Below are 23,954 nucleotides of genomic sequence, written 5' to 3'. Positions count from 1 at the left end.
TTCCGGTGCTCGGAGCCGTGCTGCCGGCCGCGCGGTCGGCGGTCACCTCCAGCAGCATGTGGTCGACGTGTCCCCGGCGTCGGGCACGGTGACGCTGCGCAGCGGACGCAGCTGCCGTCCGGTCTCCCGGGCGATGCGGTGCAGCGTGGTGAGGTCGCCGCGGCTGGAGAAGTGCAGCAGGGCCCGGCCGCCGGGGATGAGCCGGTCCGGTGCCTGGGACAGGTACCGGCGGTGTGCCGCGTAGCCGGGGTCGACGTAGGCGCGTTCGTGGTCCGAGCGGTAGCGGTAGCCGGTCGGAGCGAGCCCGAAGGTGGAGTGCCAGTAGACGGTGTCGAAGCGTTCCTCGGCCGGGAGTTGGGCGAAGAGGTCGCTGTGGACGGCGCGGACGCGGTCGGCGACGCCGTGCCGGGTCGCGTTGAGCGCGGCGTTCCGTACCGCGTGCACGTTGATGTCCGAGGCGACGACGCGTGCGCAGCCGGGCAGCGCGGCGCTGACGGCGATGGTGTCGGTGCCGCTCCCGACCTCCAGCAGCGAGCCCGGCGCGGCCATGCCGCCACCCCGGAGAGGCCCAGCAGGACCATGGCGACGGGGGTGGACGTGGTGTGGGTGGGAACGAAGACCTGGTCCAGCAGGTCCCCGTCGCGGCCGTTGAGGCTGACCACGCTCGGGCGGTCCTCTCTGGTGAGCGATTCCCAGCTGCGCCGGTCCATGCCCTGGCCGAGCGCTCGGCGGTCGAGGACACCGTCCAGCAACTGCGCGGCGAGGACGAGGCCGAGGCGCATCTGCGGCAGCGGGAGGCCGGGGCGCTGACGCTGCTGGCGCACGCGACCGCGGCGCTCGGCGCGGCGGGGGCGCGGCGTTACCGCGACGTCTGGCACGAGGCGGCGGTCCGGCAGGGCACGATCCATCCGACACACGCCTAGCGCCGGACGAGATCCCCCGGGTCCGTGTTCGCCCCGCACAGCACGACGCAGACCGTCTCGCCGGGCGCGGGGGTGTAGGCGCCGGAGCGGAGGGCCGCGAGGGCGGTGGCGCCGGCCGGTTCGACGGCGATGCGGTAGGCGTCCCACAGGTGCTGGCGTGCGGCGACGATCGCGTCGTCGGGGACCAGGACCGAGCGGGTGCCGGGACGCCGGGCCCAGTCCAGGGCGGCCGGGGAGACCAGGCGGGCGCCCAGCGCGTCGGCGGCGACGGAGCGGACCTCGACCGGGACCGGGGCGCCCGCTTCGAGCGCCGCGTTCAGCGCCCGGGAGTGCTCCGGTTCGACGACCACGGTCCGGATGCCGTGGTGGTCGGCGGCCGCGGCGGTGCCGGCGAACAGCCCGCCGCCGCCGGCCGCCACGACGACCGTGTCGACCGCGGGCAGCGCGGCGGCGACCTCTTCGAGGAGGGTGCCGGCCCCGGCGGCGATCAGCGGGTGGTCGTAGGCGTGGGACTCCAGCGCGCCGGTGCCCGCCGCGTACGCGCGGGACGCCGCGAGGGCCTCGGAGTACTCCGTCCCGACCTGGTGCACCTGGGCGCCGAGGGCCCGGAGTCCGGTCACCTTCACCGCGGGGGAGGTCTCCGGCAGGAACACGTTGGCGGGGACGCCGTGCCGGGCCGCCGCCCAGGCGCAGGCGATCCCGGCGTTGCCACCGGAGGCGATGACGACGCCAGCCTCTGGCATGGTGCCGGCTTCCTTGTGCGCGGCGGTGAAGTTGGCCGCGCCGCGGGCCTTGAAGGTGCCCGTGTGCTGCAGGAACTCGCAGGCGAACCACACCCGGGCGCCGGTGGCATCCGGGTCCGCGGGCGCGAGGGACACCGGCCGGACCTGCCCGGCGATACGGGCGGCCGCGGACTTCACCTCGTCGTAGGTGAGCTGGGGCATGGCAGAGCCTCCGGGAGTGCGGAGCCCGGGGCGTGGTGGGTGCCCGGTGTCGCCGCGGGCTCCTCGGCGGCGACGGGCGGGCCGGTGGTGTCGGCCGGTTTCAGCCGGCCAGCTGGGGGAGCACCTCGGCCCGGGGCAGCTGGGCCAGGAAGCGGCCGGGGAGGATGAGCTTGCCGCGGCGCCGGCCGCTGCCGATGAGCACGTACGGGCTGGCCGCGACCGCCTCGTCGATCAGCACCGGCCAGTCCGCCGGCAGGCCGAGCGGGGTGATGCCGCCGTACTCCATGCCGGTCTCCGCGACGGCGGTCTCCATGGGCGCGAAGCTGGCCTTTCGGGCGCCCAGATGTTTCCGGACCGTCTTGTTGACGTCGACGCGGGTGGTCGCCAGCGCGACACAGGCGGCGAAGGTGGCCTCCTGGCCGCGCTTGGCGCTGACGATCACGCAGTTCGCGGAGGCGTCCAGCGGCACGTCGTAGGTCTCGCAGAAGGCGGCGGTGTCGGCCTTCTCCGGGTCGGTGTCGACGACCAGCACCGACTCCGCCGGCTCGGCGCCCGTCCACGTGCGCAGGGCCGCGGCCGTGGGGTCCGCCACCAGTTCCGGACGCTCGACGGCGCGCCAGGCCGCGTCGAAACGACCGAACGGTGTGGTGCGGGAATTGATCATCTTGGCATCGTAGTTCAGGCGCCCCGGCCTGCCGAGGGGCCGAAGTCCCGTCCTCGGGGCCGGAGCGCTTTTCGGCCCGCTCGGATGGCCGCCTCCCGGCCGAGCCACCGCCGGAGGGCTTGACCTGCGCAAAAGGCGGGCGGTGGGGGCGTGCGGCGGGTCGCCTCGCGTGGCGGCGGGGGCTGGTTGCAGGCAGGGTCGGGGCAGGGCAGCTGCGGGCCCTAGGGGGCGTACCTGACGCAGACGGCAGCGTCTGCGGTCGAGCGACCTGGAGGCTCCGCGTGCATGGGAGATCGGTGCGGATCCGGCCGCCGTTGCGGGCCGCGTCCGGTGCGTTCGCTTTCCTCGTCACGGTGACCATGGCCTCGTCGGCGCTGGCGTCCGGTCCGGAGGGACGGCAGCAGTTGGCCACCCGGGGCGGGACGTTCGTGATGCTGCCGGAGGAGCGCGGCACGCCGTTCGTGATCGCCCACCGGGGCGCGTCCCGCTACGCGCCGGAGAACACCCTCGCCGCCGTCGACGCGGCGCACCGCCGGGGGCTGGTGTGGGTCGAGAACGACGTGCAGCGGACCAAGGACGGGCGGCTGGTCGTGCTGCACGACACCACGCTCAACCGGACCACCGATGCCGCGAAGGTGTTCCCGCACCGGGCGCCGTGGCGGGTGGGGGATTTCACCGCGGCGGAGATCGCGCGGCTGGATGCCGGGAGTTGGTTCGGGAAACGCTTCGCGGGCGAGCGGGTGCCCACGCTCGCCGACTATCTGCACCGGCTGGACCGTAATCGGCAGGGGTTGCTGCTGGAGCTCAAGGCGCCCGAGCAATATCCGGGAATCGAGGCGCAGACACTTCGCGAACTGCGGGCGCTGGGTTGGCTGGACCGGGTGCATATCCGTAGTCGGCTGGTGATCCAAAGCTTCTGTGTGCGCTGCGTGAAGCGGGTGCACATGCTGATGCCGGAGGTGCGTACGGGGATTCTGGGGCGGCCGCCGATGAGCCGGCTACGGCGTTATGCGCGGTTCGCCGATCAGATCAATCCCCGTATGGCGGAGGTCGGTTCGCGCTGGGCCCGGGCGGTGCACCGGCTGCGGGGGCCGCACGGCCGGCAGCTGGAGATCTTCGCGTGGGACGTGGGGACGGAGGCGAGTGTGCGGGCGGTGCGGGCGCGGGGCGTGGAAGGCGTCATCGACTGAACACCCGCTTGTTCGGGGCGACGTTCGGGGCGACGTTCGGCGCGTTTGTTCGGCGCGTTTGTTCGGGGCGGGTGGTTTTTCGGGTGGGCCGGAGTTGCGGCCGCTCGTCCGGGGCCGACGGGTGTAATCTCCCGCCCGAATTTGCGGGATTTCGCCCGGCTCGGGTGAAGGTGCGGTGAAGGGCGGCGCCCCGCTGGGTGGTCGCGGCCGGGCGGGATTTACGGGATTCCGTCGGCGCGGCTAAGGTGCCAGAGATGTTCGCCGCCAAGCTCCCCGTAAATAGACTAAGACGCTGGATTCGGCTTATGGGTTCCGTTCTGGAGCGCACTGCTTCTCGGCGTCCGGCTCCTTCCGAAGGCGCTTTCCTGGAGGGCCGTTGACGCACGAGATTCCGGTGTACGGCGAGCGGCGGGTGCCCCTGCCCGCGCCGCGGCAGATGCCGCAGGACCCGCCCGCCGGCGCGGGTGCGGCCGGGGACACGGGCCGGGCGGGGCTCTCCACGGCGACGATCCCCGCGTCCTCGGCACCCGGGCCCGCGGCGCCGCCCGGGCCGACCGCCGGCGGCAGCGGAGGCGGAAGCGGGCGGCACGCCAAGGGGCGTGCGGGCCGGGCGAGCGCCGGCACCGGCCGGGCGGCGGGCACCGGCCCCGGGGCCGCCACCCGCGACGCCTTCTTCGACAACGCGAAGTACCTGGCCATCGTGCTGGTGGCGATGGGGCACTCCTGGGAGCCGCTGCGCTCCGGCAGCCGGTCGGCGGCGGCGCTCTACATCGCCGTCTACGCGTTCCACATGCCGGCCTTCATCATCATCTCCGGCTACTTCTCGCGCAGCTTCGACATGCGCAGGGACCGGCTGCAGCGGCTGATCACCGGCGTCGCCGTCCCGTACGTCCTCTTCGAGGTCGCCTACACCCTCTTCAAGCGCTGGGCGGACCACGACCCGGACTATCCGATCACCCTGCTCCAGCCCTGGTACCTGACGTGGTTCCTGGTCGCGCTCTTCATCTGGCGCCTGACCACCCCGCTGTGGAAGATCGTGCGCTGGCCGCTGCCGCTCGCGCTGACCATCGCGGTGCTGGCGTCCGTCTCGCCGGAGATCGGCGACGATCTCAACCTCCAACGGGTGCTCCAGTTCCTGCCGTTCTTCGTGCTGGGACTCACCCTGCGGCCGGAGCACTTCCAGCTGCTGCGCCGCAAGGAGGTGCGGCTCGCCGCGCTGCCGGTCGTCGCCGGTGCGCTGGTCTTCGCCTACTGGGCCGCGCCGCGGATGAACGCCGCGTGGCTCTACCACCGTGACAGCGCACAGGAGTTGGGCGCCCCCTGGTGGAGCGGGGTGGTGATGACCCTGGCGATGTTCGGCTGCTCGCTGGTGCTGGTGGCCTGTTTCTTCGCCTGGGTGCCGGGCCGCCGGACGTGGTTCACGGCGCTGGGCGCGGGCACCCTCTACGGCTATCTGCTGCACGGCTTCCTCGCCAAGGGCTCGCGCTTCTGGCACTGGTACGACAACCCCTGGCTGCACGCGCCATGGGGGCAGGTACTGCTCACCCTGGCCGCGGGCACGCTCGTCACGCTCCTGTGCACGCCCCCGGTGCAGCGGATCTTCCGCTTCGCCATGGAGCCCAGGATGACCTGGGCGTTCAAGCCGGACCCGGCGGGGACGGCACGCGGCCACGCCTGAGACGCACCGGGGCGAGCGGGGAGGAGCGCCGCCGCTCGCTCCTTCGCTCCTTCGCTCCGACGTGAGTCCTAGGCCAGGCCGGGGCGTGGCGTCGGCCCGTTGGCCGATACGTTGCGGTGGCGGTGTCTCGTAGGCTCCGTTGCGGCCCTCCCGAATGGGGAGGACGCCACGACGAAGGGGGACAGGCACCATGACCGGATCCGGATCCACCTGGGGCGGCGAGCGGCTCGACCTGGACGCGTACCTGGCGCGCATCGGCTACGCGGGCGACCGCCGGCCGACCCTGGAGACGCTGCGGGCGCTGCACGCCGCACACAGCGACGCCATCGGCTTCGAGAACGTCGAGATCGTGCTGGGCCGCCCGATCCCGCTCGACCTGGAAACGCTGCAGGCCAAGATGGTCCGGCAACGGCGCGGCGGCTACTGCTACGAGCAGAACCTCCTCTACGCGGCCGCCCTGGAGCGCCTCGGCTTCCGGGTCTCCGGTCTCGGCGCCCGGATCCGGATGGGCGACGACAAGGTGCGCCCGGTCACCCACGCCCTGCTGAAGGTGGAACTGGACGGCGCGGACTGGATCACCGACGTCGGCTTCGGCGGCGAGGCGCTGCTCGCCCCGCTCCCGCTGCGGGACGGCGTCGAGGACCGCCAGGGCGCCTGGACCTTCGGCCTGATCAGGGAGCAGGAAACCGGCGCATGGGTGCTGCGGTCGCTCCACGAGGACGGCTGGTTCGACCTCTACGCCTTCGGGACCGAGCAGCGCTTCCCGGTCGACTACACCGTCTTCAACCACTACATATCGACCCACCCGCGCTCGCCGTTCACCGGCAGGATCGTGGCGCAGAAGCCCGGGTCCGGGCTGCGCCGCACGCTGGTCGGCCGGGAGCTGGCCCGGACCCGGCCGGACTGGTCGCGGGACGTGCGCGAGGTCGCGCCGGAGGAGATCCCGGCCCTGCTGGACGCCGAGTTCGGGATCACGCTGTCCGCGGCGGACGCCGAGGCGCTGGTGGCGACCTACGAGGAGTGAGCGGCCACGGCGCGCTACCGCACCACCGCGATGCCCTCGATCTCCACCAGCGCCGTCTCGTCCCACAGACGGGTGGCGCCGATCACCGCCATCGCCGGGAAGTCGCTCCCCACCAGGCGCTTCCACACCCGGCCCAGCTCCCTGGCATGCCGGCGGTAGTCGGCCACGTCGACCGCGAAGACGGTGAGCTTGACCAGGTCGGCGGGGGCGGCGCCGGCGGCGGCCGCCACCTCCAGCAGATTCCCGAGCGCCCGCTCGAACTGCGCGACGACGCCGTCCCCGACGATCCGCCCCGTCCCGTCGAGCGCCGTCTGCCCGGCGAGAAACACCAGCGTGCCGGGGCCGGAGACGCGCACGGCATGACTGAAACCGGCAGGTGGCGCAAGGTGAGGCGGATTCACCCGCTCCAGACCGTCACCGCTGCCGCCATCGGCACCGCTGCTGCGATCCTCGCCGCTGCCGCGGTCGTTGTTGCTGCCGCGACTGGCGCCGCTGCCGTGGTCGCCGTTGCTGCCGCTCATGCCCGCCGGCTCCCCTCTCTCTCACCAACTCGTCACACACTCCCAGGGATTGAAGCGCCTCCTGCTCCTCCTGGGGAAGCCGCCCCTCGGAGCCGACGAGATCGATATCGGCCGACGGCGCCAGTCCGTACAGCACCTGACGGCCGAACGTGGGAGTGGTCCACCAGCGGCCCCTTGCGCCGGGCGGCGACCATCAGCACGCGTTTGACCAGGACGTTCCCCTGCGCCTGGTGGTAGCAGCTGGCGGTGACGCGCCGGCGGTGCGGCCCCTACCCGGCGAGTTCAGGCCGTGGCGACGCCGCGGCGGCCGCCGCTATCGGCTCCCTCCCGTCGAGCAGGCCCCGGGCGCCGTAGGGGCGGCAGCGGACGAACGCCGCCTCGTGGTGGAACGGCACGGCGCGGTGTTCCTCGACCACCTCTCTGTGCTGCGGGTGCGCTGCCCCGTACGCGTAGCGGCTCATCGCGGAGACGCTCTGCCATATCGAGAACGTGGCCACGAAGCGGGGAGGTCTGGCCAGGGCGGCGGAGGCGATCATCGAGGGATCGGCCGCGGCCCGGCCCGCGGCGCGGGAGTTGGCCCGCAGGAACGGCACGGCCCGGCGCAGCCGCAGCGAGCCGAGGGTCAGCACGGCGACCGGACCGTCCTCGTCCGTCAGCGTGGCGCCGGGCTCGGTCTCGACCGGCATCCGGCTCCAGGTGCCCAGGACCTGCACCGGCCGGAGCCGCACCAGCCAGCCGCCAGCCAGCCGCCGGGCCAGCGGATCCTCGGCGAGGAAGCGGTCGAGCGCGGCGTCGTCGTCCCACGACGCGAGCAACGCGGCCCGGCCGGGACGGACCTTGGGCGGGCCGGCGGCGACGCCACCGGTGAGGGTGGTGGCCGCGAACCGCAGACCCGGGACCGTGCCCGGCCGCGGTGGCCGCCCGAGCACGGCGCGCGTGCCGCGGGCGCCGATGTCGGCGAGATGTAGGGAAATGATCATGTCGAGCCCCCCTGTCCGTCCGTGCTGCCCTGCGTCCGACCTGCCTGGTACTTCCTCTGCACTGCCGCTTGCACTGCGGGCCGCGCGCAACTCACTGGCTAAGTTACTGTCGCGTATACCGCTTGGTACACCACCGAGTATGCTCCTCCTCGGAGACAATTGCGAGCCGAATTAGCCGAATGACACGGCGAGAACGCGCCGGCTTCGCGCCGCCGGGCCGACGCCGTGCGCGGCCGGCCAGGACCACGAGGACGCCCCATGAGCGAGATTGACCGGAACCGCGCCGCCCGCGCGGAGGCCAGGACGCGGATCGAGGACGCGGCCGCCCGGCTGTTCGCGGAGCGCGGCTTCACGGCCACCACGATCGGGGAGATCGCCGGCGAGGCGGGCCTGAGCAAGCCGATGCTCTACCGCCACTTCGACTCCAAACGGGAGCTGCACCTCGCCCTGTTGGAGCGCCACCGCGACGAGCTGGCCGCCGCCCCCCTCCGCGAACTCCTCCACGGCGAGGGGGAGGTGGCCGACCAGCTGGAGGCGATGTACGACGCCTGGTTCGGCCATGTGCAGAGCCACCCGTACACCTGGCGGATGATGTTCCGCGACACCACCGGCGACCCCGAGGTGCAGGCGTTCCACCGGGAAATCCAGCGACGGCAGCGGGAGACGGACATCGGCCTGCTGCGCGAGGCCGCCCCCGGCATTCCCGAGGCCGAACTGGAGCCATTGGGCGAAGCGATCCGCAGCTCCCTCTACGGCCTCGCCCTGTGGTGGCTGGAACGCCCCGAGACCCCGCGCGAGGTCCTGGTGGCCACGATGACCCGCCTCACGCGCGGCCTGCTCCCGACGGGAGCCGGACGGGACCTTGAAGAGCAGCCCCGGAAGGACAACAACAGAAGCCCCGAGGAGCCTGACAGGAAGGCCAAACCGTCATAAGAAGCCAGGGCCCTGAGCCCTGGACTCTGGGCTCTCGCGAGTCGGGTCCCGGGGGCGGCCAGGTCGAAGCCGTGCCAGGCGCCGGGCATACGCCAGGCCGGGGTCGCGCAGTGCGTCGAGGTCGCAGACCAGGAGGTACGCGGGCGCCAGGCCGGACAGACCGGAGGTCCGGTGGGCGCGGGGGTGTCGCCGGACTTCGGGTGGTAGACCTCGACGGTCAGCGTGCGGCCGTCCGGCCGCCGGACGTCGTAGCGTCTGCTGTGCCCGCCCGAGTGGTCGGCGGGATACGCGGCCGGCAGTGCGCCGAACCGCGCACGGCCGCCGCGATGTCCTTGTACGGATCGGTGAACGGCCCCACCGAGCCCAGATACGGGACGAGTTCGGGGTGGACCTTCAAGCCGGACGGGACGGTCATGGACGGTCTCTCCGCTGTTGACGCGGCGGGGCGCCGCAGCACGATGACAGGACATCGCCGATGAAGCCGGAAGTACACGGCGTGCGGCGGGAGTTCGGGAAAGCCGCGGGCAACGCCGCCGCGCCCGCCGGCCTCATTTCGCGTCCCCGTAGCACTCCACCACCGCCGTGGTGAACGGGAACCGCACCGGCGTCGGGCCGAAGGCGATCCGGCTCGCGGTGGCGGCCGCCACCGCGATGGCCTCGGCGACGGTGCCGGCCTCGTCCGCCGGGCAGTGCACGATCACCTCGTCGTGCTGGAAGAAGACCAGCTCCGCGCGGAGCCCGGCGCGGGCCATCGCATGGCGCAGCGCGGCCAGCAGCAGCAGGGCCCAGTCGGCGGCGCTGCCCTGCACCACGAAGTTGCGGGTGAAACGACCGCGGGCGCGCGCCGCCGAGCTGCTGCCGTGGCCGGCCGGCCGCTCCTCCTCCTGGGGCAGGCCCGCCTCGTCGGGCGGCGCCATCGAGGCGGGCGGGCAGGTGCGGCCCATCCAGGTGCGCACCAGTCGGCCCTCCTCACCGGCGCGGGCCGCGTCGTCGACGTAGGCCACCGCGGCCGGATAGCGGCGGCGCAGATCGGCCATGTGCTTGAGGGCGTCGCCCGAGGTCTGGCCGTAAATGGCGCCCAGCAGGGCGAGTTTGGCCTGCGCGCGGTCGCCGCCGAAGGCGCGGGCGGCCAGATCGGCGTAGAGGTCCTCGCCGGTGCCGGCGACCTCCATCAGGCCCCGGTCGCGGGAGACCGCGGCCAGCACCCGCGGCTCCATCTGGTCGACGTCGGCCACCACCAGGCGCCACCCCGGATCGGCGCGCACCGCCTGCCGGATCACCTTGGGGATCTGCAGCGCGCCGCCGCCGTTGGTCGTCCACCGGCCGGAGACCGTGCCCCCGGGAAGGTACTCGGGGCGGAACCGGCCGTCGTGCACCCACTGTTGGAGCCAGGACCAGCCGTGGGCGGTGTGCAGGCGGTACAGCGACTTGTACGCCAGCAGCGGTGCCACCGCGGGGTGGTCGATCTGCTGGAGCTCCCACTTGCGCGTCGAGGACAGGGCGATGCCGGCGCGGGCGAAGGCCCTGATGATGTCGTTGGGCAGGTCGGGGCGGACCCGCACGCCCTCCCCGAAGGCCCGCGAGACCTCGTCGGCCAGCTCCGCCATGCGCCGCGGCTCCAGCCCGCCCGGAAACCGCTCGCCCAACAGGCGGTCCAGCACCTCGCGGTGCACGTCCGCGCGCCAGGGAATCCCCGTCCGGGACATCTCCGTGGCGACCAGCATCCCCGCCGACTCGGATGCCAGCAGCAGCCGCATCCGGTCCGGGTGCTCGGCCCGTGCCGTACGGGCCACCTGGCCTGCGTAGACCTCCAGCAGCGCGGTGAGTTCGTCGGTGCCGGGCGGCAGCGGCACCGGGCCCGGCTCGAACAGCGACGGCTGGGTCTCGGCGGCGCGCACCGGGGCGTCCGGCGGCACCGGCAGACCGCGCAGCCGCGCCCAGGCGGCGGCCAGCGAGCGCGGCTGGCCGGACTGGCCCTCCGCATGGCCGATCAGCAGCGCCTCGGCGACCTCGACGTCGTAGCAGCGCTCGACCCGGACCCCGGCCGCCAGCAGTCGCCGGTAGACCTCGGCCGTGGACCGCCACACCCACCGCTCGGCCTCGGGACGCGACCGCACCGCCTCGGCCAGCGAGGGCTCCCGCACCACCGGCCCGGCGGGCCGGCCGTCCTGAGTGAGCGGGCAGAGACGAGCACCCCCGTCGCCCGTCTCTACCACCGCCCATCTCATGCCCCGAGTCTTGCACCAGGGTCTGACAACCGCCTTGACCAGCGCCCGGCACCGCTCGTGCCCCAGGGCGCGAGCAATCACCGCCGCGGGACCGACGGCGTGCGACGATGACGGAACGAGCAGTACCGCGGGGTCGTGGCAGGCCCGCCGGGACGGGCGCCGTGCACGCGAGCGCGATCACCGCAGGCTTCCCTTACGGCAGTTATGACCGTTCATCACCCGTTCGGCCCGCTACTTTTGCCGGGTTTGTTCCGTTGAACTGCTTGTCGCTCCAGGCGGCGCGCACAGAAAACCCCATGCTGCTCTCAGTGAAGAGGTTCGCCGTGAAGTTTGTCTCCAAGGCTGTCGTCCTGTCCGCCGCCGCGGGCATTGCCGTCGTGGGCGGGGCCGGAATCGCCAGCGCCAGCGGGCACGGTGGTGGTGCCCACGCCTCGGGCGCTGCCGTCGGCTCGCCCGGCGTGATCTCCGGCAACCTCGTCCAGGTGCCGATCCACGTCCCGATCAATGTGTGCGGCAACACCGTCCAGTTCATCGGCGTGCTCAACCCGGCGTTCGGCAACATCTGCGTCAACCGCTGAACGCGGTCCGGTGATCGAGGCCCGTCCCGCTCGGGGCGGGCCTTTCATATGCGGAATTCCCCGGCGGGTAGCGCATTTGCCGTATGTGTACTCCTGTGACCAGGGCGGTTAACCGGAGTTGACGCCCCTGCGCAGTGATATGGGTCTATGGTTGCGCGGCAATTGAGTGAAATCGCGAAACCGCTTTCTGGTGAGCGAGTTGACCAGTGCGCTCCGGATACGGGCACTCCGCTTTCAGAAGGGTAAAAAGTGATCAAGAAGGTTCTGGCCACGACGGCAGTAGCCGCTTCCATGGTCGGTATCTCGGCGACGGTCGCCCCCCAGGCGATGGCGGCCGGCGGTCGCCACCACGGCGGCACCACGACGATCAACGGCAACCGCAGCGTGAGCGCATTCGGCAACTCCACCACGCACGGCAGGATGAGCCCGCAGCTGGAGCTCGTCCAGGGCTCGCTCAACAAGCCCTGCATCGGTCTGCCGATCAAGGGGAACTTCGGCTCGCTGTTCAGCTTCTTCGGCGCGGCCACGGTGCAGGACATCAACGTCCTGTCCTCGCCGCAGAACCAGCAGTGCACCGAGAACTCCACCCAGGCCAAGCGCGACGAGGCGCTGTCGCACATCCTCGACGACATCCCGATCCTGTCGGGCAACGGAGACAAGAACAGGTTCAAGAGCGGATTCGAGGGCGGACACGGCGGACACAGGAGGCACTGACCGGTGTCGGCCTCGGCCGACGCACCGCATGTGACACCGGGCGGCCGGCGGGCGGGTCCGGCCGCCGGCCACAGGCCCGGAATTCCCACTTCCCTATTGGCGGGAATTCGTATTTCGGCGGTTTTCGCCTGTTCGGAGGACGCAGTTCTTCGGGTGGGATGCGCGGAGTGCCGATAATTGCCGTGCGGCATTCGGGCGATTCCTCCGAAAACTTCCCCGCGGGGGTTTCGCCGACACGGACAAATCGTTACCAATAGCGACAGCGGAGTTACGGGCGACCAGATCCGCGCCCGTGCGACACGATGGTCGTGTGCGCTACGGATCCCGCTGCGGGAAGGGCTGAAAGTGAAGTACGCAAAGGTTGCAGCCATCACTGCCGGCACGCTCATGGCGGTGGGCGCTGCTACGCCGGCCTTCGCCGACGCGCGCGCCGCGGGTGGCGCGAAGGGCTCCCCGGGAGTCATCTCCGGCAATGTCATCCAGGTTCCGATCTCCATTCCGATCAACCTGTGTGGCAACACCGTCGACTTCATCGGGATTCTCAACCCGGCGTTCGGGAACCGCTGCATCAACCGCTGACCGAAGAAATTCGAGCCGTGTTGCGGTCACCGGTCCCGGCTCGCCGTCGCCGCGCGCCGGGGCCGGATTCTTTTCGACCCGTTCCGGAAGTTTCCGAGGCGGTTCGAAATCTTTCGGGTGGCGCACCCGGAGAATCGGAACTGCTGGGTTTCTCCGGGCGGCGGTACTCGTTAGCCAGAGGGAAAGCGGTGATCCGAGCAGCGAAGCGATTGCTCGCGCGGCGTTGATGTCGGTTGATGTCGCGATTCCGTCGAGCACCGCACCAGAAGGGACACAGGGACGTGAAGTACGCGAAGTCCGCCGCGGCTGTTGCCGGCTCCGTGATGGCGTTGGGCGCGGCTGCTGCCGCGCCCGCTTTCGCCGCCGAAACCGGTGCGCCGAACATGACCTCGCCGTCCATGAGCCTCAATGGTGGCCTGATGGACGCGCTGAACAGCGGCCAGCTGGACAGCCGCCAGGTGACGCCGCTGGTCGACACCGTCCGGGGTGTGGAGAAGACCACCAAGCATCCCAAGCAGCTTCTCGGCGGTGCCACGGGGGCCGCCGAGGAGGTTGCCATGCTGGGTGGGCTGCCGTACGGCACGTGACGGGCCGGCGAACCGGAATTTCCACTGTCCCACGGGATTTCCCGGGGAACGGAAAACGACCGGGTGAAGCCTCAGCCGCCGAATCGGAAAGGTTGTGTCGATCGTTTTCAAGGGTCGGCGCGCCGGTTCGGATGGTGAATCTCGGTTGTGGAGTTCCGGACGGGATATCTGATCACCGGGAAAGATCAGAGCACCAGCTCATTCGAGTGAATGAGCACAACTGAATGCGCTCTTGTGAGTTGGCCAGAATGTCCGGCTCCAGGGCATCCCGAAACACGAAGGATCAACAATGATCAAGAAGACGCTGGCAACCGCCGCCGCGGCTGCCTCCATTGTCGGGGTGGCCGCGGCGGCCGCCCCTGACGCAATGGCCTCGGGTCATCAGCACGGCACGTCGACCGTCAACGGCAACGGTGCGAAGCAGTTCTTCGGAAACTCGACGACGTACGGCTACATGAGCCCGCAGATCGGTCTGATCCAGGGCTCGCTCAACAAGCCCTGCGTCGGTCTGCCGGCCAAGCTGAACCTCGGTTCGCTGGTCGGCGGGATCCCGGTCACGGTGCAGGACATCAACGTCCTGGCCAACCCGCAGAACCAGCAGTGCACCGAGAACTCCACCCAGGCCAAGGGCGACGATTCGCTGTCGCACATCCTGGACGACATCCCGATCCTCTCCGGGAACGGCAAGCACAACCGCCACTGATCCGCCGCACCGTGCCCGGGTCGCTCGGATTTCCTTGTCCGGGCGGCCCGGGCATTCGCGGTCTTATCGCCCGCACTCGCGTATTGTTATTCGCCCGTGACCGCCGGCGGCCTCGTCGGATCGTTAGGAATAGCGTGTGGAGGGATGCATGCCAATGCCCTCGCGAGACGATGGGGTTGCCGGGGCATTGGCATGCCGGCCGGGAAAGAGCGCAGGGCCCGGAAACGTTCTCGTGATTCCGCCGGCCCGCGGCGTGCCGTAGGTCTTTTCGGGAGAATTATCGCCATCTATTTGGGTGATGGTGCGGAACTCGGGTGCTCGCGGTCGGTTGTTCAAACAGGGCTCCTGTGTCGGGAGTTCCCTCTCCTGAAGGGTTTAGCGCGATGAAGAAGATGATGACGGCCGCGGCGATCGCGGCATCGCTCGTCGGAATTTCGGCCGCGGCGGCTCCAGAGGCCCTGGCGGCCGGTGGTGACCACGGCGGCACCAAGACCGTCAACGGCAACGGTGCCAAGTCCGTGTACGGCAACTCCCGGACGAAGGGGAAGCTCAGCACCCAGCTCGGGCTCTTCCAGGGCAGCCTGAACGACCTGTGCATCGGCCTGCCCGCCAAGGGGAACTTCGGTTCGCTGGTCGGCTTCGTCCCGGTCACGGTGCAGGACATCAACGTCCTGTCCTCGCCGCAGAACCAGCAGTGCACCAGGAACTCGACGCAGGCCAAGCGCGACGAGGCGCTGTCGCACATTCTGGACGACATCCCGATCCTGTCGGGCAACGGGATCAAGAACGGGTTCAAGAGCGGGATGAAGAGGCACTGACGGGCGTCGGCTCCGGCCGACTCATCGTTTCGGCACCGGGCGGCCGGCGGGCGGGTGCGCTGCCGGCCGCCCGGTCGTACGAGCACGACGGGATACGGGCGGGCCGCCCGGACACGAGTTGTGGAGTGAGGGGACATGCGACGGAGTCTGAAGGCGTGCGTGCTCGTGGCGGCGGTATCGGGGGTGCTGGGCGCGGGCGCCGGCCCGGCGTCCGCGGACGCCGGCGGGCCGGGCGGTGCCGCGGACGCGCCCGGCGTGCTGTCCGGGAACGCGGTCCGGGCGGAGGTGCGCGCCCCGTCCAGCGTGTGCGGCAACTCCCTTGTGATGGTGGGGCTGTTGAGCCCCGGAACGGGGAACGGGTGCGGGAGCGGTCCGGCGGCCGGGCGGGCGGTCCCGGTGCGGCGTGCCGTGGCGCCGGCGGGGCACCGGCAGCGGGAGACCGGGGCGCCCAAGCGGGCACACCGGCTGCACACCGGGGTGCGCAGCGAGCACGACCCCCGGGTCGGGGCGGTGGCGCGGGCCGGGCGGTCGGCGGGGAAGGCGCTGCTGGCGGCCAGCGGCGCGGAACGGCTGAAGGTGGCGGCCGGGGCCGGCGGCGGACTGCTGATCGTGGGGGCGGCGCTGCTGCGCCGGGCCCGCAGGCGCCAGGGGTGAGTGCGGGCCGTCGGAGGCTTCTGCGGGGCTCCGGCGGCCGGCCGAGCGGTGCGGCGGGCCGCTCGGCCGGGGCCACCCGGTCGAGGTGGCGCCCCGGGCGCCGGACGTCCCGACCGCGGCCGTCGTACCGCTGACACCGGGCGGAGCTGCGGCTGGAAGTCGCCCGGGGATACGACGGGTCGTGTGGAGCAACGTGTGAGAAGGGCGCCCGGCACGGGAAGGATCGTTCTTTCGCTCGTTGGTGGGATGCGTCTTAACCGGATGTCCGGGGAAGAATGGGGGCAAAGGGTGTAAATCCCATTAAAGGTAGTTGAACGAGGGGGAGTGGGCATGCTTGTCGCGCTGGCGCAGACCGACTGCGTACTGGGGGACGTACCGGAGAACCTGCGGGTCGCACGGGAGCAGATCGAGCAGGCCGCGGCGCAGGGGGCGGATCTCGTCGTCTTCCCCGAACTCAGCCTGCACGGCTATCACTTGGGGGCGCTCAAGCGGGACGAGTCCATCGAGGCGGACGATCCGCGGCTGCGGGAGCTGAGCACCCTGGGGCCGGACGTGCTGGTCGGGTTCCACGAGCACACCCGGCTGCGGGCGTACAACACCTCCGCGTACTACGTGGACGGGGCGCTGGCCCATGCGCACCGCAAGCTCTATCTGCCGAACTACCTGGCCTGGGAGGAGCGCAAGCACGTCAGCCCCGGGCAGTCGCTGCGCTCGTACGAGCTGGCGAAGTCGACGAGCGGGGGGCGGGGGGCGACGCTGGTCTGCAACGACGCCTGGCAGCCGGTGCTGCCGTGGCTGGCGGTGCAGGACGGGGCCGAGGTGCTGTTCGTGCCGACCAACAGCGCGGCGAGCCTGGATCCGGAGGCGATGGACACCGGGCTGTACTGGGACACGCTGCTGTCCTACACGGCGCGGATGCTGCAGTGCTGGGTGGTGTTCGTCAACCGGGTGGGCAACGAGCACGGGGCGTCGTTCTGGGGCGGCTCGCGGGTGGTGGATCCGCGGGGCGCGGTGGTGGCGCAGGCGCCCAAGTGGGAGCCCTCGCTGGTCACGGTCGAGATCGATCCGGCCGAGGCGCGGCGGCAGCGGCGGGCGGTGCCGCTGGTCGCGGAGGCCCGGCTGGGGCTGGTCGACCGCGAGGTGCGGCGGCTGATCGACGAGGGCGGCGACCACTGACCGCCGCGGGCGGGGGCCCGGTCAGTGGCCGGCGGGCTGCTCCGTGCGGGCGGCCTCGGCGGGCTGTTCGTCCCTGAGGGCCTTGGTCTCCGACTTGAGGATGCGCATCGAGCGGCCGAGGCCGCGCGCCATGTCGGGGAGCTTCTTGGACCCGAAGACCAGCACGAGGGCGGCCACGATCAGGATCAGGTGCCAGGGCTCCAGGGCGTTGCGCAGCATGGCGCTCTCGCTTTCGTCGGGGTGCCTGCGGGGTCTGTCCAGTATTACCCGAAGAGCCCGGCCGCCCGGCCCAGGGGGCGCGCCCGGGGTCGGGCGGCCGGGGCGGGCGGTCACCAGCTGGACTTGGTGACCCCCGGCAGATGGCCCTTGTGTGCCTGCTCGCGGAGGTTGATCCGGGAGAGGCCGAAGGCGCGGAGGTGGCCGCGCGGGCGGCCGTCGATGCTGTCGCGGTTGCGGACGCGGGTGGCGCTGGCGTCCCGCGGCTGGCGGGACAGTTCCCGCCGGGCGGCGAGCCGCTCGTCGTCGGAGGAGCGCGGGTTGCGGATCACGGCCTTGAGGACGGCCCGGCGGGCGGCGTAGCGGGCCACCGTGAGGCGGCGCTGCTCGTTCTTGGCGATCTTGCTCTTCTTGGCCATCAGACCTTCCCCCCTCGGGCGCGGATGCGGGCGACGGCGGCCTCGATGCCGATCGCGTCGACGGTCTTGATCCCCTTCGTGCTCAGGGTCAGCCGGATGTGGCGGCCCTCGCTCGCCAGCCAGTAGCGCTTGCGCTGGATGTTGGGGTCGAAGCGGCGGGAGGTGCGGCGGTGCGAGTGGGAGACGGTCTTGCCGAAGCCCGGCGCGCGGCCGGTCAGCTGGCAGTGGGCGGACATGGTGCGGTCCCTCCGGTGGTCGGGCCCTCCACGGGCTTATTGAAAATGGAAACCATTTGCGTATACTAACCACATGGCCCGCAACGAGATACGCCCGGTCGTCAAGCTCCGGTCCACCGCCGGCACCGGGTTCACCTACGTCACCCGCAAGAACCGCCGCAACGACCCCGACCGCCTGGAACTGCGCAAGTACGACCCGGTGGCCGGTCGGCACGTCACCTTCCGAGAGGAGCGCTGAGCCCGATGCAGCCTGGAATCCACCCCGCCTACGGGCCCGTCGTCTTCCGCGACCGGGCCGGCGACTTCGCCTTCCTCACCCGCTCGACGATGACCAGTGACAAGACGATCGAGTGGGAGGACGGCAACACCTATCCCGTCGTCGACGTCGAGATCTCCTCGGCGAGCCACCCCTTCTACACGGGCACCGCGCGGGTGCTGGACACCGCCGGCCGGGTCGAGCGGTTCGAGCGCCGGTACGGCAAGCGCGGGGCCCGCTGATGGAGCGGCTGAGCGTCGTGCTGGTGGGCGGCCTGCACGCGGACGCCCGGCGGGCCGCCGTCGAGCGGCTGCTGACGGCCGTCCCCGGCAGCGTCGCCCTCCACCACGACCTGGCCTCCGCGGCCGACGGCACCGTCCGGCGCACCGTCCGCGACGCCGGCGGCACGCTGGACACCGGCGAGGCGCCGCTGGTCAACGACTGCGCCTGCTGCGCGCTGCGCGAGGACCTGGTGCCCGAGCTGGCACGGCTGGCCGCGGGCCGGACCTGCCGGCTGGCGATCGTCGAGCTGTGGGACTCGGTCGAGCCCAAGGCGATGGCCGAGGTGATCGCCTCGTACGGGGGCGACGACCTGGAGCTGACCGGCGTGATCACCGCGGTCGATCCGGCGCTGCTGCTGCCCTGTCTGGGCAACGGCGACGACCTGGCCGAGGTCGGGCTGGCGGCCGCCGCCTCCGACCGGCGGACGGTCGCCGACACCTGGGCGCGGCAGCTGGAGTACGCGCCGGTGCTGGCGCTGGCCACGGGGGAGGAGCCGGCCGACGACGCCGATCTCGCGCTGCTGGCGCAGCTGCACCCGACGGCACATCAAGTGGACGTGGAATCCGGTGAGTTGGCCGCGGCCGCGCTGGCCGGCTTCGATGTGGAGGCCGCCGCGGGCCGGCAGCACCCGGCCTGCGCGCTGCTGCCCCAGGAGGCCGACGCGGCCGGTGTGGCCACGCTCGTCTGGCGCGGCAGCCGGCCCTTCCATCCCGAGCGGCTCTATGCGGCCCTGGAGGACCTGTCCTGTGCGGCGGCACGCAGCCGGGGGCGGTTCTGGCTGGCCGACCGGCCGGACACCCTGCTGTCCTGGGACGCCGCCGGCGGCGCGCTGTGCGTGGAGAACGCCGGGCCGTGGCTGGCCGCGCTGCCGGACGCCGCCTGGGAGATGGTGCCGCCGCTGCGCCGGGCCGCCGCCGCGCTGGACTGGCACCCCGAGCACGGCGACCGGTGCCAGCACCTGGTCTTCACCTCGCCCGGGCTGGACCGCGACGGGCTGCGCGCCCTGCTGGCGTCCTGTCTGCTCACCGACGCCGAGTACGCGGGCGGTCCGGCGGCGTGGAAGGGCCTGGCGCCGGCCTTCGACGAACTGCTCGACCCCGTGTCGTGACGCCCGGCCGCGCGCCGGTCCACAGAAGTCCTCACCAGCCCGCACAAGCCCGAAGCAGCCCGTAGAAGGAAGCTCTGCCATGCCCCGTCGGAACCCCTCGCGGCGTCAGGCCGCCGCCCCCCGCCCCAACCCGCTGGACGCGGCGGGCATCACGTACATCGACTACAAGGACACCGATCTGCTGCGGAAGTTCCTCTCGGACCGCGGCAAGATCCGCAGTCGCCGGATCACCCGGGTCACCGCCCAGCAGCAGCGGCAGCTGGCCCGCGCGATCAAGAACGCGCGGGAGATGGCGCTGCTGCCGTACGGCTCGCGGTGACGGGCGGCCCCGGGGCGGGTGCGACCGGTGGGAGATTCCCTGCGTTGACGCGTAGGGAATCTCCTACGTGTCTTCGGGGTGGGTGAACGTCACTCCCGTACCGCCGCGCGCCGTTCTGTCCGAGCCGGATCAGCCCCGGGTCTTCGCGGCGCTCGCCAACGGCACGCGCCGTGAGGTGCTCCGGCTGCTGAAGGAGCAGGGGAGGCCCCCATCGAGATGCGGACGCCGCCCCGGCCGAACTCCGGCTTCTCCGGCGCGGTCGTCGCCGAGGTGGTCGGCTTTGAGTCGGAGAAGGCGTTGCGGCTGCGCCGGCGGGACGCCGACGAGGGCCGGGGCAACCGTGCGGACTGGAGCCTCACCTGGACCCTGGAACCCGAAGGGCGCGGCACGCGTCTTTTCCTCGTCCACGAGGGCTTCGATCCCGACGGCCCGTACCAGGTGCAGGCGCACCGCATGATGGGCGGCGGATGGCGGGCAATTGTGACGGAGGGGCTGGGGAAGGTGCTCAACAAAATGTGACGAGCCCGGCACCGCCTGTCGTGCACGTGCATCTGCGCATGCATCCGCATGTGAACGCAGCTATGATCCCGGGCAGTTGACACCTTTTCATCACCGCGTTCACCACCGGGAGAGCCCTGTGCCCCACGCATACAACGGCATGGCCGCAACGGATCTCCGCGATGTGACATGGCAGAAGAGCCGACACAGCAACTCCCAGGGCTCCTGCGTGGAATTCGCGAAGCTGCCCGGGGGCGACATAGCGGTCCGCAATTCCCGCTTCCCGGACGGGCCGGCGCTGGTCTACACGCCGGCCGAGGTCGCGGCGATGCTGCTGGGCGTGAAGGACGGGGAGTTCGACCACCTGGTCCGCGACTGAGGGGGCCGACGGCTCCGGGCGCAGGTCCAAAGCCGCCACGGAAACGCGCGTCGGGCGCCCGCGGAGAGCGGGCGCCCGACGTATGAGGTCCGGAACGCAGCGCGTGCGGCCGTGCGGGCCCGCGCTACGGCAGCCGGAAGAGGGCCCAGACGATCTTGCCGTGCCGGCCTCCGGGCAGCCGGTGCCAGCCCCAGCTGTCGCTGAAGGAGTCCACGAGGTAGAGCCCGCGGCCCGATTCGTCGCCGGAGTCCGCCTCGCCGGCTTCCGGTGAGGCGTCGCTGGGGTCCCGTACCGCGCAGACCAGGCGGGAGGACCAGCGCATCAGGTGGAGTCGGGCGGGCAGGCCGGCGTCGGTGAGGTCCGTGCCGAAGCCCGGGTGGTCCGGGGCGGCCAGGACCGCGTGCCGCAGGGCGTTGGTGACGAGCTCGGAGACGACCAGGGCGACGCCGTCGAAGTGGTCCTCCAGGCCCCAGCCGGTGAGCGTTTCGCGGGTGAACTTACGGGCGCCGCCGACCGATTCGTAGCGCGGCGGGAGCGGGCAGGACACGGATCCGGAGACGGCCAGGGGGTCGACGGGAGGAAAGTCCTGCCATAACGGCTCGAAATCGAGCATGGTCGAAACCTTGGTCCCCATGCGAGGCACTCCTGGCGTTCGCGGACGTCATGACCCAGGCCGGTCAGCCGGGGATCTGGCGGGTCTTTCACGAGCGTGCATGCGTGCGAGCTCTATGGTTCCCAATGCGTAGGGCAGATGCAAGGGCAGATGCACGTGCAGCTGACGTGATTGCGTGGGGCTGGCCCCATAAGCGCCGTATTCTTCCTGTGATTTCTTGTGGAGGGCTTGCGGGGGCCGCACATATCAGTAACCAGATGAGCACTCAACGAAGCCCGGACATGGCAGACTGCGCCTTCACTGTTGGACGGGGCGGGGTCACAGGAGGGTCAGAGAGGTGTCCGCAAGTGAGTCGGGCGGGTCGGTGGTGCGGCGGATCCTGCTCGGATCCCAGCTCCGTCGGCTGCGTGAATCGCGCGGGATAACCCGTGAAGCGGCCGGCTACTCGATCCGTGCGTCCGAATCGAAGATCAGCCGCATGGAGTTGGGCAGGGTGAGCTTCAAGGCACGTGATGTCGCAGATCTCCTCACGCTGTACGGCGTGAGCGACGCGCAGGAGCGCGAGGCGCTGCTCGCACTGGCCAAGGAGGCGAACGTCGCGGGCTGGTGGCACAGTTACAGCGATGTGCTGCCCGGCTGGTTCCAGACGTATGTGGGTCTGGAGGGGGCCGCGTCCCTGCTCCGCGTCTACGAAGTCCAGTTCGTCCACGGCCTGTTGCAGACCGAGGAGTACGCGCACGCCGTGGTCTCCGGCGGGATGCCGGACGCGCCGGCCGCCGACGTCCAGCGCCGGGTCGCGCTGCGCCAGGAGCGGCAGAAGCTGCTGATATCGGAGCGGGCGCCGCAGCTGCACTGCGTACTGGACGAGGCCGCGCTGCGCCGCCCCTACGGCGGACGGGCCGTGATGCGCGGGCAGTTGAAGCATCTGATCGACATCTCGGAGCGGCCCAACGTGCGGCTGCAGGTGATGCCGTTCAACTTCGGCTGGCACGCGGGGGAGAGCGGTGCGTTCACCATGCTGCGCTTCCCGGAGTCCGATCTCTCCGACGTCGTCTATCTGGAGCAGCTCACCAGCGCCCTCTATGTGGACAAGCCGGAGGAGGTCGCGCAGTACGAGCGGGCGATGGAGCGGCTGCAGGAGGACAGCCCGGGGCCCTCGGAGACCAGGGATCTTCTGCGTGGTCTGCTCCAACTGGCATGACCCGGCAGTAGGATGACGCCGGATCAGCCCCCCCGCAGAGCAGTGCCGCACAGAGTAGGGATGCCATGTCCTTCTTCGCAGACCTGGCCTACCAGTTCATCGACGGTGAGTGGCGGGCCGGCAGCGGCTCGTGGGACATCATCGATTTCAACCCCTACGACCAGGAGAAGCTGGCGTCGATCACGGTCGCCGGCGTGGATCAGGTCGATGCCGCCTACCGCGCCGCCGAGCGGGCGCAGCGGGACTGGGCGCTGCGGAATCCCTACGAGCGGCGGCAGGTGACCGAGCGGCTGCTGCGGCTGATCGAGGAGCGCGAGGAGGAGATCGTCGAGGCGCTCGTCCTCGAACTGGGCGGCACCCGGATCAAGGCCGCCTACGAGGTCCGGCTCGCCAAGGAGTTCGTCCGCGAGGCGACCCAGCTGGCGCTGCGGCCGCAGGGCCGAATACTGCCCTCCCCGGTGGACGGCAAGGAGAACCGCGTCTACACCCTGCCGGCCGGGGTCATCGGGGTGATCAGCCCCTTCAACTTCCCGTTCCTGATCTCCATGAAGTCCGCGGCGCCGGCGCTGGCGCTGGGCAATGCGGTGGTCGTCAAGCCCAACCAGAACGCCCCCATCACCGGCGGCGGGCTGATCGCCAAGCTGTTCCAGGACGCGGGGCTGCCGGACGGGCTGCTGAATGTGCTGATCACCGACATCGCGGAGATCGGGGACGCGCTGATCGAGCACCCGGTGCCGCGGGTGATCTCGTTCGCCGGGTCGGACAAGGTCGGCCGGCATGTCGCGGCGGTCAGCGCCGGGCACTTCAAGCGGGTGATCCTCGAACTCAGCGGCAACAGCGCGCTGATCGTGATGGCCGACGCCGATGTGGACTACGCGGTGGACGCCGCCGTCTTCAGCCGGTTCGTCTACCAGGGCCAGGTCTGCATGGCGGCCAACCGGGTGCTGCTGGACCGCGCGATCGAGGCCGAGTTCACCGAGAAGTTCGTGGCCCGGGTGGCGGCGCTGCGGACCGGCGACCCGCGCGATCCGCGCACCCAGATAGGGCCGCTGATCAACTCCTTCCAGGCGGAGGCGCTGACCTCGCTGGTCGACCGGGCGATAGCCGAGGGGGCCACGGCGCTGCTGCGCGGCCGCACCGAGGGCAACCTCGTCGAGCCGAGCGTGCTGGCGGGGCTGCCCGCGGACTCCGCGCTGCACGGCCAGGAGCTGTTCGGGCCGGTGGCCCTGCTGGTGCCGTTCGACGGCGAGGACGAGGCGGTGCGGATCGCCAACGACACCCCGTACGGGCTCAGCGGGGCGGTGCACACCGCCGATGCGGAGCGCGGGGCGCGGATCGCCCAGCGGATAGAGACCGGCATGATCCACGTCAACGACGGGACGGTGCACGACGAGCCGCAGGTGGCGTTCGGCGGGGAGAAGTTCTCCGGGATCGGGCGGCTGAACGGTGAGTCCACGGTCGAGGCGTTCACGACGCAGAAGTGGGTGTCCATCCAGCACGGGCGGACGCCGTTCCCGCTCTGAGGCGGGACGT

General features: G+C 71.4%; 32 protein-coding genes. 21 read left to right on the top strand and 11 right to left on the bottom strand.

Annotated features, from left to right (window positions below):
* Window positions 1–42 precede the first annotated feature (42 nt).
* Complete coding sequence (locus B073_RS38920) at window positions 43–549, bottom strand: methyltransferase domain-containing protein (RefSeq protein ID WP_051093885.1); 507 nt, start codon at window positions 547–549, stop codon at window positions 43–45.
* Window positions 550–602: 53 nt separating this feature from the next.
* On the opposite strand from B073_RS38920, the gene B073_RS47035 reads away from it, so the two are divergent.
* On the top strand, window positions 603–923 hold the full coding sequence (locus B073_RS47035) for a hypothetical protein (protein WP_018536490.1): 321 nt from the start codon (window positions 603–605) through the stop codon (window positions 921–923).
* Here B073_RS47035 and B073_RS0102360 read toward each other — a convergent pair.
* Window positions 920–1,867: a serine/threonine dehydratase gene (locus B073_RS0102360; protein ID WP_018536489.1), complete on the bottom strand. Its 948-nt coding sequence runs from the start codon at window positions 1,865–1,867 to the stop codon at window positions 920–922. The genes B073_RS47035 and B073_RS0102360 overlap by 4 nt on opposite strands.
* A gap of 100 nt (window positions 1,868–1,967) precedes the next feature.
* Window positions 1,968–2,531: a YbaK/EbsC family protein gene (locus B073_RS0102355; protein WP_018536488.1), complete on the bottom strand. Its 564-nt coding sequence runs from the start codon at window positions 2,529–2,531 to the stop codon at window positions 1,968–1,970.
* 281 nt (window positions 2,532–2,812) lie between these two features.
* Between B073_RS0102355 and B073_RS0102350 the strand changes: the two genes are divergently transcribed.
* The 3 genes from B073_RS0102350 to B073_RS0102340 all read left to right on the top strand — a co-directional run bounded on the left by B073_RS0102350 (window position 2,813) and on the right by B073_RS0102340 (window position 6,423).
* Complete coding sequence (locus B073_RS0102350) at window positions 2,813–3,721, top strand: glycerophosphodiester phosphodiesterase (protein ID WP_234024970.1); 909 nt, start codon at window positions 2,813–2,815, stop codon at window positions 3,719–3,721.
* A 376-nt stretch (window positions 3,722–4,097) separates the two neighbouring features.
* Window positions 4,098–5,399, top strand: coding sequence for an acyltransferase family protein (locus B073_RS0102345; protein WP_018536486.1), 1,302 nt, complete (start codon window positions 4,098–4,100; stop codon window positions 5,397–5,399).
* 190 nt (window positions 5,400–5,589) lie between these two features.
* Complete coding sequence (locus B073_RS0102340) at window positions 5,590–6,423, top strand: arylamine N-acetyltransferase family protein (RefSeq protein ID WP_018536485.1); 834 nt, start codon at window positions 5,590–5,592, stop codon at window positions 6,421–6,423.
* Between the two features lie 14 nt (window positions 6,424–6,437).
* Here the strand turns inward: B073_RS0102340 and B073_RS0102335 are convergent, their stop codons facing one another.
* Together B073_RS0102335 and B073_RS0102330 are read right to left on the bottom strand one after the other, a co-directional pair.
* Window positions 6,438–6,833, bottom strand: a complete 396-nt coding sequence (locus B073_RS0102335) for a RidA family protein (RefSeq protein WP_026246975.1) — start codon at window positions 6,831–6,833, stop codon at window positions 6,438–6,440.
* Between the two features lie 380 nt (window positions 6,834–7,213).
* A complete protein-coding gene (locus tag B073_RS0102330) occupies window positions 7,214–7,924 on the bottom strand; it encodes a hypothetical protein (protein WP_018536483.1) in 711 nt (236 codons plus the stop codon).
* 258 nt (window positions 7,925–8,182) lie between these two features.
* On the opposite strand from B073_RS0102330, the gene B073_RS0102325 reads away from it, so the two are divergent.
* Window positions 8,183–8,857 carry a TetR/AcrR family transcriptional regulator gene (locus B073_RS0102325; RefSeq protein ID WP_018536482.1) on the top strand — a complete coding sequence of 225 codons (675 nt, stop codon included), beginning with the start codon at window positions 8,183–8,185 and terminating at the stop codon, window positions 8,855–8,857.
* Window positions 8,858–9,074: 217 nt separating this feature from the next.
* Here B073_RS0102325 and B073_RS47490 read toward each other — a convergent pair whose 3' ends face one another.
* The gene (locus tag B073_RS47490; RefSeq protein ID WP_018536481.1) at window positions 9,075–9,272 is read right to left on the bottom strand and encodes a hypothetical protein; all 198 of its coding nucleotides are present in this window, start codon (window positions 9,270–9,272) and stop codon (window positions 9,075–9,077) included.
* Window positions 9,273–9,405: 133 nt separating this feature from the next.
* Window positions 9,406–11,085, bottom strand: a complete 1,680-nt coding sequence (locus B073_RS0102315; protein ID WP_026246974.1) for a bifunctional 3'-5' exonuclease/DNA polymerase — start codon at window positions 11,083–11,085, stop codon at window positions 9,406–9,408.
* A 296-nt stretch (window positions 11,086–11,381) separates the two neighbouring features.
* Here B073_RS0102315 and B073_RS0102310 point away from each other — a divergent pair, with 296 nt between their 5' ends.
* The 8 genes from B073_RS0102310 (at window position 11,382) to B073_RS0102275 (ending at window position 16,894) form a co-directional block, all read left to right on the top strand.
* Window positions 11,382–11,663: a chaplin gene (locus B073_RS0102310; RefSeq protein ID WP_018536479.1), complete on the top strand. Its 282-nt coding sequence runs from the start codon at window positions 11,382–11,384 to the stop codon at window positions 11,661–11,663.
* A gap of 249 nt (window positions 11,664–11,912) precedes the next feature.
* Window positions 11,913–12,377 carry a rodlin gene (locus B073_RS38915; RefSeq protein WP_051093884.1) on the top strand — a complete coding sequence of 155 codons (465 nt, stop codon included), beginning with the start codon at window positions 11,913–11,915 and terminating at the stop codon, window positions 12,375–12,377.
* A 345-nt stretch (window positions 12,378–12,722) separates the two neighbouring features.
* A complete protein-coding gene (locus B073_RS0102300) occupies window positions 12,723–12,956 on the top strand; it encodes a chaplin (RefSeq protein WP_018536477.1) in 234 nt (77 codons plus the stop codon).
* Between the two features lie 281 nt (window positions 12,957–13,237).
* The gene (locus B073_RS0102295) at window positions 13,238–13,543 is read left to right on the top strand and encodes a hypothetical protein (protein ID WP_018536476.1); all 306 of its coding nucleotides are present in this window, start codon (window positions 13,238–13,240) and stop codon (window positions 13,541–13,543) included.
* 289 nt (window positions 13,544–13,832) lie between these two features.
* A complete protein-coding gene (locus B073_RS0102290) occupies window positions 13,833–14,246 on the top strand; it encodes a rodlin (protein ID WP_018536475.1) in 414 nt (137 codons plus the stop codon).
* Window positions 14,247–14,629: 383 nt separating this feature from the next.
* Window positions 14,630–15,064 carry a rodlin gene (locus tag B073_RS0102285; RefSeq protein WP_018536474.1) on the top strand — a complete coding sequence of 145 codons (435 nt, stop codon included), beginning with the start codon at window positions 14,630–14,632 and terminating at the stop codon, window positions 15,062–15,064.
* A gap of 135 nt (window positions 15,065–15,199) precedes the next feature.
* Window positions 15,200–15,718 (top strand): chaplin family protein, encoded by a 519-nt coding sequence (locus B073_RS48985; RefSeq protein WP_078507858.1) that lies wholly within the window; start codon window positions 15,200–15,202, stop codon window positions 15,716–15,718.
* Window positions 15,719–16,048: 330 nt separating this feature from the next.
* Complete coding sequence (locus B073_RS0102275; RefSeq protein WP_026246971.1) at window positions 16,049–16,894, top strand: nitrilase-related carbon-nitrogen hydrolase; 846 nt, start codon at window positions 16,049–16,051, stop codon at window positions 16,892–16,894.
* A 21-nt stretch (window positions 16,895–16,915) separates the two neighbouring features.
* On the opposite strand, the gene tatA is transcribed toward B073_RS0102275, so the two are convergent.
* The 3 genes from tatA to rpmB all read right to left on the bottom strand — a co-directional run bounded on the left by tatA (window position 16,916) and on the right by rpmB (window position 17,765).
* Entirely contained in the window at window positions 16,916–17,113 is a 198-nt protein-coding gene (tatA, locus tag B073_RS0102270) for a Sec-independent protein translocase subunit TatA (protein ID WP_018536472.1), read from the bottom strand.
* 110 nt (window positions 17,114–17,223) lie between these two features.
* Complete coding sequence (gene rpsN, locus B073_RS0102265) at window positions 17,224–17,529, bottom strand: 30S ribosomal protein S14 (protein WP_018536471.1); 306 nt, start codon at window positions 17,527–17,529, stop codon at window positions 17,224–17,226.
* Complete coding sequence (rpmB, locus tag B073_RS0102260; RefSeq protein ID WP_018536470.1) at window positions 17,529–17,765, bottom strand: 50S ribosomal protein L28; 237 nt, start codon at window positions 17,763–17,765, stop codon at window positions 17,529–17,531. Before rpmB ends, rpsN begins: the two co-directional genes overlap by 1 nt.
* A 73-nt stretch (window positions 17,766–17,838) precedes the next feature.
* Here rpmB and rpmG point away from each other — a divergent pair, with 73 nt between their 5' ends.
* From rpmG to B073_RS0102230, 6 genes are all read left to right on the top strand, one after another.
* Window positions 17,839–18,003 (top strand): 50S ribosomal protein L33, encoded by a 165-nt coding sequence (gene rpmG, locus B073_RS0102255; RefSeq protein WP_018536469.1) that lies wholly within the window; start codon window positions 17,839–17,841, stop codon window positions 18,001–18,003.
* Window positions 18,004–18,008: 5 nt separating this feature from the next.
* Window positions 18,009–18,263 carry a type B 50S ribosomal protein L31 gene (locus B073_RS0102250; RefSeq protein WP_018536468.1) on the top strand — a complete coding sequence of 85 codons (255 nt, stop codon included), beginning with the start codon at window positions 18,009–18,011 and terminating at the stop codon, window positions 18,261–18,263.
* Window positions 18,263–19,411 (top strand): CobW family GTP-binding protein, encoded by a 1,149-nt coding sequence (locus B073_RS0102245; protein ID WP_018536467.1) that lies wholly within the window; start codon window positions 18,263–18,265, stop codon window positions 19,409–19,411. Before B073_RS0102250 ends, B073_RS0102245 begins: the two co-directional genes overlap by 1 nt.
* 79 nt (window positions 19,412–19,490) lie before the next feature.
* Window positions 19,491–19,730 carry a 30S ribosomal protein S18 gene (gene rpsR, locus B073_RS0102240; RefSeq protein WP_018536466.1) on the top strand — a complete coding sequence of 80 codons (240 nt, stop codon included), beginning with the start codon at window positions 19,491–19,493 and terminating at the stop codon, window positions 19,728–19,730.
* A 216-nt stretch (window positions 19,731–19,946) separates the two neighbouring features.
* Window positions 19,947–20,249, top strand: a complete 303-nt coding sequence (locus B073_RS38910; protein ID WP_018536465.1) for an SRPBCC family protein — start codon at window positions 19,947–19,949, stop codon at window positions 20,247–20,249.
* A gap of 118 nt (window positions 20,250–20,367) precedes the next feature.
* Window positions 20,368–20,607: a DUF397 domain-containing protein gene (locus B073_RS0102230; protein ID WP_018536464.1), complete on the top strand. Its 240-nt coding sequence runs from the start codon at window positions 20,368–20,370 to the stop codon at window positions 20,605–20,607.
* Between the two features lie 124 nt (window positions 20,608–20,731).
* Here B073_RS0102230 and B073_RS0102225 read toward each other — a convergent pair whose 3' ends face one another.
* Entirely contained in the window at window positions 20,732–21,241 is a 510-nt protein-coding gene (locus B073_RS0102225) for an ATP-binding protein (RefSeq protein WP_018536463.1), read from the bottom strand.
* 316 nt (window positions 21,242–21,557) lie between these two features.
* Here B073_RS0102225 and B073_RS0102220 point away from each other — a divergent pair, with 316 nt between their 5' ends.
* A complete protein-coding gene (locus B073_RS0102220) occupies window positions 21,558–22,421 on the top strand; it encodes a helix-turn-helix domain-containing protein (protein ID WP_026246970.1) in 864 nt (287 codons plus the stop codon).
* 65 nt (window positions 22,422–22,486) lie between these two features.
* Window positions 22,487–23,944, top strand: coding sequence for an aldehyde dehydrogenase family protein (locus B073_RS0102215; protein WP_018536461.1), 1,458 nt, complete (start codon window positions 22,487–22,489; stop codon window positions 23,942–23,944).
* Window positions 23,945–23,954: the final 10 nt, after the last annotated feature.

Origin of the sequence: Streptomyces sp. MspMP-M5 (assembly GCF_000373585.1) — a bacterium.
Lineage (GTDB): Bacteria > Actinomycetota > Actinomycetes > Streptomycetales > Streptomycetaceae > Streptomyces.
The sequence above is the reverse complement of the archived record's forward strand: the minus strand, read 5'-3'. Positions and strand labels throughout refer to the sequence as shown.

Excerpts from the sequence above, each read along its gene's own strand:
- B073_RS0102250 (WP_018536468.1), top strand. The coding sequence starts at position 18,009 with ATGCAGCCTGGAATCCACCCCGCCTACGGGCCCGTCGTCTTCCGCGAC.
- B073_RS0102330 (WP_018536483.1), bottom strand. The coding sequence starts at position 7,924 with ATGATCATTTCCCTACATCTCGCCGACATCGGCGCCCGCGGCACGCGC.
- B073_RS0102310 (WP_018536479.1), top strand. The coding sequence starts at position 11,382 with ATGCTGCTCTCAGTGAAGAGGTTCGCCGTGAAGTTTGTCTCCAAGGCT.
- B073_RS0102275 (WP_026246971.1), top strand. The coding sequence starts at position 16,049 with ATGCTTGTCGCGCTGGCGCAGACCGACTGCGTACTGGGGGACGTACCG.
- B073_RS0102290 (WP_018536475.1), top strand. The coding sequence starts at position 13,833 with ATGATCAAGAAGACGCTGGCAACCGCCGCCGCGGCTGCCTCCATTGTC.
- B073_RS0102215 (WP_018536461.1), top strand. The coding sequence starts at position 22,487 with ATGTCCTTCTTCGCAGACCTGGCCTACCAGTTCATCGACGGTGAGTGG.
- B073_RS0102245 (WP_018536467.1), top strand. The coding sequence starts at position 18,263 with ATGGAGCGGCTGAGCGTCGTGCTGGTGGGCGGCCTGCACGCGGACGCC.
- rpmG (WP_018536469.1), top strand. The coding sequence starts at position 17,839 with ATGGCCCGCAACGAGATACGCCCGGTCGTCAAGCTCCGGTCCACCGCC.
- rpsN (WP_018536471.1), bottom strand. The coding sequence starts at position 17,529 with ATGGCCAAGAAGAGCAAGATCGCCAAGAACGAGCAGCGCCGCCTCACG.
- B073_RS0102225 (WP_018536463.1), bottom strand. The coding sequence starts at position 21,241 with ATGGGGACCAAGGTTTCGACCATGCTCGATTTCGAGCCGTTATGGCAG.
- B073_RS0102285 (WP_018536474.1), top strand. The coding sequence starts at position 14,630 with ATGAAGAAGATGATGACGGCCGCGGCGATCGCGGCATCGCTCGTCGGA.
- B073_RS0102315 (WP_026246974.1), bottom strand. The coding sequence starts at position 11,085 with ATGAGATGGGCGGTGGTAGAGACGGGCGACGGGGGTGCTCGTCTCTGC.
- B073_RS0102325 (WP_018536482.1), top strand. The coding sequence starts at position 8,183 with ATGAGCGAGATTGACCGGAACCGCGCCGCCCGCGCGGAGGCCAGGACG.
- rpsR (WP_018536466.1), top strand. The coding sequence starts at position 19,491 with ATGCCCCGTCGGAACCCCTCGCGGCGTCAGGCCGCCGCCCCCCGCCCC.
- tatA (WP_018536472.1), bottom strand. The coding sequence starts at position 17,113 with ATGCTGCGCAACGCCCTGGAGCCCTGGCACCTGATCCTGATCGTGGCC.
- B073_RS47490 (WP_018536481.1), bottom strand. The coding sequence starts at position 9,272 with ATGACCGTCCCGTCCGGCTTGAAGGTCCACCCCGAACTCGTCCCGTAT.
- B073_RS0102360 (WP_018536489.1), bottom strand. The coding sequence starts at position 1,867 with ATGCCCCAGCTCACCTACGACGAGGTGAAGTCCGCGGCCGCCCGTATC.
- B073_RS0102355 (WP_018536488.1), bottom strand. The coding sequence starts at position 2,531 with ATGATCAATTCCCGCACCACACCGTTCGGTCGTTTCGACGCGGCCTGG.
- B073_RS48985 (WP_078507858.1), top strand. The coding sequence starts at position 15,200 with ATGCGACGGAGTCTGAAGGCGTGCGTGCTCGTGGCGGCGGTATCGGGG.
- B073_RS38920 (WP_051093885.1), bottom strand. The coding sequence starts at position 549 with ATGGCCGCGCCGGGCTCGCTGCTGGAGGTCGGGAGCGGCACCGACACC.
- B073_RS0102340 (WP_018536485.1), top strand. The coding sequence starts at position 5,590 with ATGACCGGATCCGGATCCACCTGGGGCGGCGAGCGGCTCGACCTGGAC.
- rpmB (WP_018536470.1), bottom strand. The coding sequence starts at position 17,765 with ATGTCCGCCCACTGCCAGCTGACCGGCCGCGCGCCGGGCTTCGGCAAG.
- B073_RS38910 (WP_018536465.1), top strand. The coding sequence starts at position 19,947 with ATGCGGACGCCGCCCCGGCCGAACTCCGGCTTCTCCGGCGCGGTCGTC.